This window comes from Oliverpabstia sp., from assembly GCF_022785585.1.
GTDB classification, from domain to species: Bacteria; Bacillota; Clostridia; order Lachnospirales; family Lachnospiraceae; genus Oliverpabstia; species Oliverpabstia intestinalis.
In genome coordinates this window covers 15,665-28,327 of record NZ_JALFPR010000135.1, presented here as the reverse complement: position 1 = coordinate 28,327, position 12,663 = coordinate 15,665, and the positions used below count along the sequence as shown (strand labels likewise).

The following is a 12,663-nucleotide window of genomic DNA, read 5'->3' as shown; positions in this document are numbered from 1 at the left end:
GGGGGAACGTTAGCCAAAATGCCGGCTGGGTTGAGACGGAAGATGATAGAAATTGACAGTGAAATACTGAGGCTTTATAATAGAAATAAAGAGAAATGATATATCATTTAAGATGAAAGGATATAAGCGTGGAGAAAGAGTTATTGTATAAGAAAATCTATGATGATTTGCTGGAGGCTATTGAAAAAGGGATATATCCGCCCGGTTCGAAGCTTCCTTCCGAAAAGGAATTGATGGAACAGTATAATGTGAGCAGAATCACCAGTAAAAAGGCTCTGGAAATGCTGGCTGACCGGAATATTATTGTCAGGATGCCGGGAAAGGGTTCGTTTGTACTGGAAGAGAATGAGCAGGACAGAGAGAATCTTCCGGCGGTGCCACAGACCGTGGAACCGGTAAGAAAAGGGAAAATGCTGGGTGTTATTCTGGATTTTTTCAGTGGTTTCTTCGGGTGTGAGCTGATAGCCGGGATTGAGCATGAGTGTTGGTCTAAAAATTATCATATGATCCTGAAGTGTACCTACGGAAATGTGGAGGCAGAGAGCAGAGCAATTGACGAACTGATGGAACTTGGTGTTGACGGGATTATTCTGATGTGTGTGCAGGGGGAAAATTACAGTACAAGGATTGTGAAGCTTGCACTGGATAAATTTCCGGTAATACTGGTCGACCGGGCGCTTAAAGGACTTCCGATTCCCTGTATTGGCACAGATAATTACAGGGCAGCCCAGGATCTGGTGAATATCTTGCTGGAAGAAGGACATGAAAAGATTTGTTTTGTATCCCAGGCTCCGTTGGAGACATCTTCTGTGGAGGAACGGTTTAATGGGTACAGGGATACCATGCTCGAACACAAGATCCTGACGAATGAAGATCTGTGGATGATCGATCTGGACAGTCTGGTTGAAAATATCGAAGAAACCAGGGAAAAAGAAAAAAAGGTAATGGAAGCACTTGAAAACTATGTGGAAAATCATCCGCAGGTGACCGCCTTTTTTACGGTTGATCTGCAGACAGGTGTACTGGTGTATAGAGTATTGCAGAAAAAGAATCTCAGGAAAGAGATTGTCTTTTTTGATGGTGTGGAAGAGGGATATGAGTTTCACACGTATTGCACGCACGTTATGCAGGGGCAGTACCTTATGGGGGCAATGGCGGTGAAAAATCTGTGTCGCCTTATCAAAGGAGGCAAAGTGGAATTACGGAAATATGTCCCGTACAGTATTATCAGAAAAGATCCACAGATGTAAAAGAAACAGGTTATATTTGATATAACAGTTTTGAAAAAAGAATTGACATATTAATATATCAATAGTATGATATGGATGTACAAGGGTGTATGCAAAAATAAAATATAAGAAAAGGAGAAACTGTATGAAGTTAATGCATTCAGAGTGGCAGGACAGAGTAAAGCACTGGGTTCGTACATTGAGAGATGATTTTTATGAACCGTTGGGGGAAATTCGATGGGAAGCTTTTCGAACCATGGATCATCTATCTCCGGAAGAAGCATTACAGGGGCACTTTACGTCGGCAGAACCAGGCTTTATATGGGGGAAAACCTGGGAATACTGTTGGTTTAAAGGCACTGTGATCCTTCCTAAAGCAGCAGAAGGAAAGAGAATCGTGATGAACCTGGATGCCGGAGGAGAATCCACCGTATTTGTCAACGGAAAGGCATTCGGAAATTACCGTGCGGCATGGGTGGATGAACCACATCAGTTTATTGAAGATAACTGTCTGGCAGTCAGCGGAAAAGAAGGCGACACCTATGAGATCCTGATGGAAACATATGCAGGTCATTTTTATCCGGAGGCACCAACGGGGGGCTGCGCGACGGGACCGGTGTTGCCGGGGGCATATACAGATCCGAAAAAAGAAGGGGCAAGATGTGTTCTGGGTACTTCCACTTTTGGGGTGTGGAACGAAGATGCATATCAGCTGTTTATGGATGTGGATACACTGGGACGTCTTCTGGAAACGATGGATTCCACAACACTGCGTGCTGCGAAAATTGCAAAAGCATTAGAGAAATTTACACTGATCGTGGATTTTGAACAGCCGCGGGAAGCACGGATCGCATCTTATAAAGAAGCGAGAGAAGCATTAAGACCGCTGATGGAAGCAAAGAACGGTTCTACGATGCCGGTATTCTATGCGATTGGTAATGCGCATCTGGACCTGGCATGGTTATGGCCGATGGAAGAGACACATCGGAAAACAGAGCGTACCTTTGCGGCACAGCTGCGTCTGATCGAGCAGTATCCGGAATATAAATATGTACAGAGCCAGCCTGCAGCATATGAGATGTGCCGGAAGTATTATCCGGAGTTGTTTGAACGGATCAAAGAAGCGATCAAAGGCGGCCAGTGGATCGCCGATGGTGCCATGTGGGTAGAGCCGGATACCAATATGGCCAGCGGTGAGGCACTGATCCGTCAGTTGGTTCACGGAAAACGCTACTATAAAGAAGAGCTGGGAGTGGACAGCGAAGTGTTATGGCTTCCGGATACATTTGGCTATACGGCAGCACTGCCACAGATTCTGAAAGGCTGTGGCGTGAATTATCTGGTAACACAGAAAATTTTCTGGTCTTATAACGAAGGAGAACAGTTCCCGTATCATTACTTCACCTGGCAGGGTATGGATGGCAGCGAGATTGATTCCTTCTTACCGACAAGCTATACCTACCGGACACATCCGAGTGAAGTAAATAAAATCTGGAAGAATCGTGTGCAGGTGCAGGATCTGGATGCTTTCCTGCTTCCGTTCGGATATGGAGATGGTGGCGGCGGTCCGGCAAGAGATTTTATCGAATCTGCAAAACGTCAGGAAGATCTGGAAGGCGGCGTAAAAGTAAAAATGGCAGGTCCGCTGGAATTCTTCCACGATATGGAAGCGCAGGGCGGCCCGGCAAATACTTATGTTGGAGAATTGTATTTCAGCGCCCACAGAGGAACGTATACTTCTCAGGCGATGGTAAAACAGAACAACAGAAGATGCGAACTGGCAATGCGGGAGATGGAGATGTGGAGTACTCTGGCAATGAACAAAGGCATGGCTTATGATTTTTCCAAAGCAGATGCTTTATGGAAAAAACTTCTGTTACATCAATTCCATGATATTCTTCCGGGTTCCAGTATTGCAAAAGTTTATGTGGATGCAGAAAAAGCGTTCCATGAGATTCTGGATGGTGTGGAAGAACTGCAGGCAGATGCACTGAGCCAACTGACCGATCAGAAAGAATCTCAGGCAGTGACCGTATTTAACTCTTTAAGTTTTCCGAGAAAGATGCTGGTAGAGCTTCCGGCTGCATTTGCAAACGGAGCGAAAACAGTGGATGGAACCGCTGTACAGGTACAACAGATCGGTGATACTGTGAAAGCTTCCGTAGAAGTACCGTCCTGTGGAGCAGTTTCTCTGATTCCGGCAGAAGGTCAGGTGGAAGAAAAGGCAGTTGCAGTAGAAACATGTGATGGTGGATTTACCATGGAAAACAGCCAGGTAAAAGCAGTCATAAACGAAAAAGGTGAGGTGATTTCTTTCGTACTGAAAGAGTCCGAAAGAGAGTTCGCAGCAGATGTCATGAACCGCTTCCATCTGTACAAAGATGTACCACGTATGTTTGATGCATGGGATATTGATTCCAATTATATCGATCAGGAAATTGAGGCGGCAAAAAATGTTGCAGTTTCCATGGAAGCAGATGGTCTGGAAGGCGTGCTGAAAGTAACCGGAGAGATCAGCAATTCCACCTTTACACAGTATATCCGTCTGGCGGCAGACAGCCGAAGAATCGAGTTTGAGACAGAGGTTGACTGGAAAGAAATGCATCGTCTGTTAAAGGCAGGATTCCCGGTAAATGTTTATGCGGAAAATGGTATCAATGAGATGCAGTTCGGATTCGTGGAACATCCGACACATCGTTCCAGAGCTTATGACAAAGATCGGTTTGAAGTATGCAATCACCGTTACAGTGCACTTGCTGACGGCGCACATGGTGCAGCAGTGTTGAATGACTGTAAATACGGAATCAGTATGAATGGAAATGCTCTGGAGCTGACACTGCTTCGTGCAGGTACCTGCCCGGAAATGTGTGCAGATAACAGAGTTCATCACTTCACCTATGCATTTACCGCATGGGAGGGAAGCTTTGCAGAGAGTGATGTGGTAAGACAGGGGTACGAACTGAATGTAAAACCGGTAGTTGCCGGCGGTGCAGTACCGACGTTTAGTGCACTCACTATTGATAAAGAGAATGTTATTCTGGATACCATGAAACCGGCAGAAGACGGAAGTGGAGATATTATACTTCGTCTGTATGAATCCAAGAAGGCTGCGGTTTTGGCAACAGTTACTTTATCGGATCTGTTACAGGGAGAGAAGGTTTATCTTTGCGATATGCTGGAGAACTGTAAGGAAGAGATTTCGGTGGAAAACGGAGAGATTCCGTTGAACTTCCGGGCATTTGAGATTAAGACGGTTCGGATTAAGAAGTAAAATAATAGTGTTCTGAAGGGGACGAACCCGCAGGACGCACATAGAAAAACAGACACCCGCTGGTAACGCACAGCTAAGCTAGTCACCAACTACGACTAGATTCACGATGGTCAGCAGACCATCGTGAAAGTCTACGTAGGTGCCGGATCTCATCTGTGCTAAGGGCACCAGCAGAAGGGTGTCTGTTTTTCTATGTGCGTCCTGCGGGTTCTGCGTACTGGCAGGGGGGATAGCTTTGGAATACTAGAGCGTGTCTGAAAAAGGCTTTTTGCAAACTGGGACTCGCAGATTGCGGAAATGATTTTTCAGACACGCTCTAAGGGGTAAAATATTATTTTGGGGTGGCGGAAACTGTGGTTGTGGTTCTGGCGTGAAGGTTGTCCCAGAGTTTGTTGCAGAGGACTGTGTAGGTAGCACCGAAGATGTTAGTTCCGATACGGAGGGCCAGGGCGTAGGGAAGACCGAAGAGGGTGGTGGCGATGGAGAGGGCACCAAAGGTGTTGAAAACGGTCTGCCATGGATAGCTTGCAGAGTAGCCAACGCCGATTCCGCCGATCATTCCGATGTAGGGATACATGTTTTCCGGGAGCAGGAGATAGAGAACCAGAAAAACAGCGCATCCGATGATGTTATATAATCCCCTTGGAACAGCACGCTGTTCACAGTCTTTTGTAAAAGGAAGACATACGGACATACAGGCGATTCCTGCCCACATGGCACGGGGAAGGCCGGCCAGGTTCATAAAAAGCATGGCGCTGGATACGATAAAGGTCAGTTTCAGGTACCAGCGGCTTCTTGCGGAATGTAAATCAAATTCCCGGAAAAGATCTGAGAATGTTCTGCGATAGGGACGATGTTTCTGGTTTTTATAGAAGATTCCCATACACAGGAGCATTCCCGCAAAAAGACCGATGACACGAAGCAGGAAGGCATATCCCTGCACATCATATCCGGTCAGAAGGAGATAACCAAGAACAAAAGTGGAATGGTTATACATAATAACATTATGACATCCGAGAATCATCAGCAGAAGGATGCAGGTCAGGTGTACCGGAAATGCTGCCAGGGGAGGAAGCATATTTGCCAGACGCGGACCGGTCATGAGAATCGCAAAGAGGAGGGCAATAACGCCAAGTCCATGGGTGGTGCGGATTCCAAAATCAGCCTGTCGGAGAACTAAAACCGCCAGAAGTACGGTAACACCTACGACGCTGTTTTCGCTTCCGAGAAATCTGCTGAACAGAGAGACCACCGCCACACAAAAAGCCATGACCAGATAAACTTTAAAATTGTAAACCAGAATATGGCGTCTTTTTTCTTGTGGATTGGTTGTCTAATGAATCAATTGTTTGGATCCGGCAGAGCTTAACTGCAGTTCCTGATAAAAAGTCATATGATTTATCATCCTTTCTGTTTTTTGTTGGTTGAAAAGTAAAACGTAGAGGGAACTATAACGCAAAACAGATGAAAGGTCAAGAGAAAAATCATTTTTTAGTGCCTGGCACTACTCCTGTGCATATACTATCCTGAGCCTAAAATTATGAGGTTATAATAAAATGTCAACCACGCTTATAAAATCTGTGCAATCCTATACCGACCACGGCAAGCTGCAGATCCAGCTTGTCTCTCAGATCCAGAATCGGCCTGTCCAGGGAGCGAAAATCAGTATCAGCTACACCGGAGCCCCCGGGCAGCCACTGGAACAATTACGGACCAACAGCAGTGGTCAGACCGAAACCATCGAACTGGCGGCACCACCGGTGGAGTACAGCCTGCAGCCATCGGAAGAACAACCTTATTCGGAATATACTCTGAAGGTGGAAGCCGAAGGCTATGAACCCATAGAAGTATCCGGAAGTGAGATCCTGTCCGGTGAGATCAGCAGACAGAAAATAGAACTCCGGCCGATCAGCGATGGTAACTATGAAGATGTGGTGATTCCGGATCATACGTTGTTTGGTAATTATCCGGAAAAAATACCGGAAGAAGAAGTTAAACCGGTCAACGAATCCGGAGAAATTGTGTTGAGTCGTGTAGTGATACCGGAATATGTAGTAGTACACGATGGATCACCAGCAGATTCCACTGCTGATAATTATTATGTAAGATATCGGGATTATATAAAAAACGTGGCATGCAGCGAGATATACGCAACCTGGCCACCTGAGACGATCAAGGCGAATGTTCTGGCAATCATGTCTTTTACTCTGAACCGGGTTTATACGGAGTGGTATAGAAACAAAAAGTACGACTTTACCATTACATCCTCCACTGCCTTCGATCACAAATGGATATACGGTCGCAATATTTTCGACAGTATATCCAACATAGTGGATGAACTCTTCGAAAACTATTTGTCACGTCCGAACGTCCGTCAGCCGATTCTGACCCAGTACTGTGACGGACAGCGGGTGACCTGCCCGCAGTGGATGAGTCAGTGGGGAAGTAAATATCTGGGTGATCAAAATTACACAGCAATCGAAATCATCAGAAACTATTATGGGGAAAGTATGTATATCAATTCCGCAGAAGAGATTTCGGGAATCCCGGCATCCTGGCCGGGCTACGATCTGGATATCGGAGCAAGTGGCATGAAAGTCAGGCAGATTCAGGAACAGTTAAATACTATCGGGGAAGTTTATACAGAAGTTCCCAGGGGACCGGTGGATGGCATATACGGAGAGCGAACGAAAGAAGCAGTACGGCAGTTTCAGTCCGTTTTTGGACTGGGACAGACAGGAGTCGTTGATTATCCGACCTGGTATAAGATCCAGGAAATCTATGTGGGAATCACGAGAATCGCAGAGCTATATTGAAAGAATTATTCCTGTTCACTGATAAGATCCCGCGAAGCGTGCTACCGGGAACGGAGTGAACAGGAACAGAAAAAATGTCGGTAATTGAAGTATTACATTTTTGACATGGGCAATGAAAAGGATTATAATTAATAATCAGGGAAGTATACGTAACGTGAAGTAACAGGAGGAAATACCAGAAAGTGATAAGAAAAGAATGGAAACGTATGCTGGCACTGTCTATGACATATATAATGACTTTGTCCGTGGCAGCGCCAGTTAAGGCTGCTGAAGAAGAACTCGGTGTACCGACAGCGGAAACAGCAGCAGAAGTACAGGAAACCCCGGAACAGTTTGAGGCAAGAACAGGATACCATTTATCAGAGGGATATACGTATGTACTGAATAACGGGTTTGTGATTCTGCAGGCAGATGGTTCGCCACAGATCACACCGGTTGCAACCCCGGAACCAACACCAAGTGAAACGCCGACACCGACGCCGACACGGACACCGGAGCCGACTGTAACACCAACGCCGGCAGGAGAGAATACTCCAACACCCACACCGGGTCAGGAAGGGGCAGAACCACAGGAAGTGACAGAACAGCCCACGCCGGAGCCTACACCGGCACCGGAGACCACACCGGAAGCTGCGCAGGAGACTGCGGTGGAAGAAAATATCCCGGTTATTACAGCATTTCCACAGTCTGTGGAAGTACCGGTGACGGTGGAGGATTACCGTTTCTGGACAGTATCTGCCAGCAGAAAAGCGGCACAGGCGAAAGTGGTTCAGGAGATCAAAGAAGAGAAGTCACAGGATTCCCGGAGTGTGGGAAGGCTGGAAGAAGGCGGTATCTGTTATATTTTAAGAAAGGAAGACGGATGGTACTACGTGGAATCCGGAACCGTTCGTGGTTTTGTGGAGAAAAAAGCGCTTCGCAGAATCGGAGATAAGAATGAGGCGCTGCTTACTCCGGTATATGCAACAGAGCTGGTTGCGCCGGCAGAAAATCAGGCATATGCATATTACCGGGCAACGATTCAGCAGACTGCAGCAAAGAAGCATTATGCACTCTGCAAAGGAGATGAACTGAATATCAGGGCGGACAAGAGCACAGACAGTGAGATTGTCGGAACGATGAAAAAGGGAAATCTCTGTTATATTCTTGCAGATGAGACAGAAGAGTGGGTATATGTGGAATCCGGAGAAGTTCGTGGGTTTGTAAAAAAGGAATATCTGCAGACAGGCAGGAAAGTGAAGAAAAAAGTGAATAAGACCGGAGCGGATCGTTTTACGCTGGCGGTTGCCAGGGTAGATTCGAAGGAAAATCCGGCACGTTATTATACGTTGACTTCGGTGAAAACGGGAATTCCGGACGGGGCGATCCGTGATTCGATCGTGGATTATGCCAGTGGATTCCTTGGAACTGTCTGGAAGGAAGAAGGAACCAGCCTTTGCGAAGGAATTGATACCAGCGAGTTTGTTGAGCAGATTTATGAGGCATACGGATATAATGTCACGGATAAAGACGGAAATATACAGGAACAGGGAAAGGTTTCTGTGGATCAGGCAAAACCCGGTGATGTGATCTGCTATGGATCCGGGGAAGAAACAAGTGCAGCCGGTATTTATGTGGGTGACGGCAAGATGGTACAGTCTTCTGAGACGAGAGGCAAGGTGGTAACAGTAAAGATAGATCCGGAACAGGAGAGCTTTGCCCTGGAGCTTTTTGAAGATACGAAAGTGATTGCAGGAAGTAAGGATATCAGTGAAGTGAATGCAACGGAAGCAATGTACGGACAGGATCTGGGACTTTTTAAGCTGACATATTACTGTGCGTGTGCGAAGTGTTGTGGAAAGGCAACCGGAATTACTGCTTCCGGAGCGAGGGTTGCGGAAGGGGAAACGATCGCGGTGGATCCTTCAGTGATTCCTTATGGAACGAAAGTTATTATTAATGGACATATTTTTACGGCACAGGATTGCGGCAGTGGAGTGAAGCAGAATCATATTGATATCTATGTGGCTGATCATGAGCGGGCTCTGGCACTGGGGTGCAATTATGCGGATGTGCATTTGATGAAGTGAGAAGAGACTGTCACACTCTGGGTAGGGTGTGGCAGTTTTTTACTTTACGGGAAATTGCTTTACAGTAAAGTAGAAAACGCTCCGCGAAGATGCTCCAGGGCACATTCTTTGTTCCTGATCAGATAAGTACACTGCGTATCGGAAGAAACCGGGTGAGGATTTCGACAAATGTATACACAATTAAGTGAAAATCAGGAAAAAATTGGAAAATAAAAAGGATTTTGTGAGGAAAGAGTGGAATATATTTAACAGAATAGATGAAAATAGAATGGTTTTTACTGTTTTTGGTAATAGAAGGGGTGATGTATTTGAATATCAGGGAACAGGCAGAGGAGCGGGAGTTTCAGTATCTGAGCCGGTATGCTTCACACAGCAGAGAGTCGAAGGGCAGAGAGCGTGTGGAGGAGGAGTGTGATATCCGGACGGTGTATCAGAGGGATCGGGATCGGATTATTCATTCGAAGGCGTTTCGACGGTTGAAGGATAAGACACAGGTATTTCTTGCGGCGCAGGGAGATCATTATCGGACCAGACTGACACATACGCTGGAGGTATCACAGACGGCGCGGACGATTGCGAAGGCGCTGGAGCTGAATGAGGATCTGGTGGAAGCAATTGCGCTGGGGCATGATCTGGGGCATACACCGTTCGGACATGCCGGTGAAGCGGCTCTGAATGAAATCTGCCCGGAAGGATTTGCACATTTTAAGCAGAGTGTCCGGGTGGTGGAACGGCTGGAAAAGAACGGGGAGGGACTGAATCTGACCTGGGAAGTAAGAGACGGGATGTTGAATCACCGGACATCCGGCACACCGCATACCCTGGAAGGTCAGGTAGTCCGACTGTGTGATAAGATTTCTTATATCCATCATGATATGGATGATGCACAGAGGGCAGGGATTTTTCAGGAAGATGATATTCCGATCACAATCAGGGTGACACTGGGAGATTCCTGCAAAGAGCGGTTAAATACGTTGATCCATGATACGATCCGCAACAGCTACGGAAAAGATAAAGTCGAGATGACACCGGAGATTGCGGAGGCGATGCGGGAACTTCGCACATTGATGTTTCGGAGCGTTTACAATAATCCGGTGGCGAAAAAAGAAGAAAGAAAAGCCAGGACGATGCTGCAGGAGATGTATCTGTATTATAGCAGGCATCCGGAACAGATGTCCCGGGAATACCAGAAACTGATCGCAGAAGGCGAGAACAGAGAAAGGGTGGTATGTGATTATATCTCCGGCATGACGGATCAGTATGCGATGGCAAAATTCAAAGAAATTTTTATTCCTTCAGCCTGGGCAGTATACTGAACCGCCGGGGAATCGTTGCGAAGAAGAATAAAAAATACATATTTTGCCGAAGAAAAAGAGAACCGGGACAAATAAAAAAGGATATTGTCGCCGGACGGGGAATATATATATGTGGGTAAATGACAACAGTGGATAAAGGAGAGAGAAAACATGCGTTATTCGGATGATCTGATCGAAGAAATTCGAATGAAAAACGATATTGTAGATGTGATTTCCGGTTATGTGAAATTGCAGCGAAAAGGAAGTTCCTATTTCGGACTTTGTCCCTTTCATAATGAAAAATCACCGTCGTTTTCCGTAAGTCCCGGAAAGCAGATGTATTATTGCTTTGGATGTGGAGCTGGTGGTAATGTATTTACCTTTCTGATGGAATATGAGAACTTTACTTTTCCGGAGGCGCTGGAGATGCTGGCGGACCGTGCAGGAGTGGAACTTCCCAAAATGGAATATTCCAAAGAAGCGAAAGAACAGGCAGACCTGAAATCCGCACTTCTGGAGATAAACAAGGAAGCGGCGAAGTTCTACTATTATCAGCTGCGCCAGAAAACCGGAGAACAGGGGATGGCATATCTGAAGGGCAGAGAACTCAGTGATGAGACCATCAATAAGTTTGGTCTTGGGTATTCCGGCAAGTTCAGCAACAACCTGTACCGGTATCTGAAGGGAAAAAACTATTCAGATGAGCTCTTACGGCAGTCAGGGCTGTTTAATGTGGATGAAAAACGTGGCATGTATGATAAGTTCTGGAACCGTGTGATCTATCCGATCATGGATGTGAACAACCGTGTGATCGGATTCGGAGGCAGGGTGATGGGAGATGCAAAGCCCAAATATCTGAACTCACCGGAGACGAAGATCTTTGATAAGAGCCGAAACCTGTACGGACTGAATATGGCGCGTTCTTCGAGAAAGAAAAATCTGATCATCTGCGAGGGGTACATGGATGTGATCTCCATGCATCAGGCAGGATTTAACAATGCAGTGGCGTCTCTGGGAACGGCTCTGACCTCTCAGCAGGCCAGCCTCCTGAAACGGTATACCGATGAAGTCCTGATCATTTACGACAGTGATGAAGCAGGTGTGAAAGCAGCTCTCCGGGCCATCCCGATGTTAAAAACCGCCGGACTTTCCACGAAGGTCATCAATCTCAGGCCTTACAAGGATCCGGATGAATTTATCAAAAATATGGGAAAAGAAGCTTTTCAGGAGAGGCTGGATCACGGAATGAACAGTTTTATGTTTGAACTGAAGGCACTGGAAGGGCAGTATGATATGGAGGACCCGCAGGGTCGCACGGACTTTTTTAAAGAAACGGCAAAGCGGCTGCTGCGTTTTGAAGACGAGATTGAACGAAGCAGTTATATCAAAACCATTGCCGGAACTTATCAGGTCGAGCCGGAAGAACTCAGAAAGATGGTGAACCGGCTGGCGATGAAGGGCGTGGGAATGACAGAGACTGTCAAACCAAAATCGGGTCTGAACAGGAATAAGGAAAAGCAGAACGGATACGAAGTATCTCAGAAACTGATGCTTACCTGGCTGACTTCTTATCCGGAGATTTTCGGAGAGGTAAGCCGTTATATCGGACCGGATGATTTTACAAGACCCCTCTATCATCAGGTGGCTGAACTGCTATATGAGCAGTATCGGCAGGGCGAGCCAAACCCGGCGAGACTGTTGAACCGGTTTACGGACAGCGAGGAACAGACCGAAGTGGCGGCTGTATTCAACGCGACGATCCCGCTGGACTCGGAACAGGAGAGGGAGCAGGCATTACTGGATGTGATATGCAGAATGAAGGAAGACAGTATCGCCCACCGCACAGAGAATCTGGCACCTACAGACATGCAGGGGCTGATGAATCTGATGCAGGCGAAAAAAGAACTGGAAGAGTTAAAAGCCGGAAAGCTGCATTTGCATATTTCTTTTTGTTAAGGATAAAATATAAACAATATATGGAAG

The 12,663-nt window shown here is 46.5% G+C and carries 6 protein-coding genes and 2 pseudogenes; 7 read left to right on the top strand and 1 reads right to left on the bottom strand.

Annotated features, from left to right (window positions below; all coding sequences use genetic code 11):
* The first annotated feature begins 128 nt into the window (after nucleotides 1-128).
* From MSA64_RS09555 to MSA64_RS12230, 3 genes and pseudogenes are all read left to right on the top strand, one after another.
* Nucleotides 129-1,250: a GntR family transcriptional regulator gene (locus MSA64_RS09555; RefSeq protein ID WP_287891460.1), complete on the top strand. Its 1,122-nt coding sequence runs from the start codon at nucleotides 129-131 to the stop codon at nucleotides 1,248-1,250.
* A 124-nt stretch (nucleotides 1,251-1,374) separates the two neighbouring features.
* Nucleotides 1,375-4,500 carry an alpha-mannosidase gene (locus MSA64_RS09550; protein ID WP_287891458.1) on the top strand — a complete coding sequence of 1,042 codons (3,126 nt, stop codon included), beginning with the start codon at nucleotides 1,375-1,377 and terminating at the stop codon, nucleotides 4,498-4,500.
* Between the two features lie 270 nt (nucleotides 4,501-4,770).
* A pseudogene (locus tag MSA64_RS12230) lies at nucleotides 4,771-4,827 on the top strand (DUF6783 domain-containing protein); the annotation flags it as partial.
* Nucleotides 4,828-4,831: 4 nt separating this feature from the next.
* Here MSA64_RS12230 and MSA64_RS09545 read toward each other — a convergent pair.
* Nucleotides 4,832-5,893, bottom strand: a pseudogene (locus MSA64_RS09545) (FUSC family protein).
* Between the two features lie 163 nt (nucleotides 5,894-6,056).
* Between MSA64_RS09545 and MSA64_RS09540 the strand changes: the two are divergent.
* From MSA64_RS09540 to dnaG, 4 genes are all read left to right on the top strand, one after another.
* Nucleotides 6,057-7,316 carry a peptidoglycan-binding protein gene (locus tag MSA64_RS09540; RefSeq protein ID WP_022172946.1) on the top strand — a complete coding sequence of 420 codons (1,260 nt, stop codon included), beginning with the start codon at nucleotides 6,057-6,059 and terminating at the stop codon, nucleotides 7,314-7,316.
* Nucleotides 7,317-7,498: 182 nt separating this feature from the next.
* Complete coding sequence (locus tag MSA64_RS09535) at nucleotides 7,499-9,385, top strand: 3D domain-containing protein (protein ID WP_287891455.1); 1,887 nt, start codon at nucleotides 7,499-7,501, stop codon at nucleotides 9,383-9,385.
* Nucleotides 9,386-9,693: 308 nt separating this feature from the next.
* Nucleotides 9,694-10,701, top strand: coding sequence for a deoxyguanosinetriphosphate triphosphohydrolase (locus MSA64_RS09530; RefSeq protein ID WP_106492433.1), 1,008 nt, complete (start codon nucleotides 9,694-9,696; stop codon nucleotides 10,699-10,701).
* 150 nt (nucleotides 10,702-10,851) lie between these two features.
* Entirely contained in the window at nucleotides 10,852-12,636 is a 1,785-nt protein-coding gene (gene dnaG, locus MSA64_RS09525) for a DNA primase (protein WP_277664215.1), read from the top strand.
* The last annotated feature ends 27 nt before the right edge of the window (nucleotides 12,637-12,663 follow it).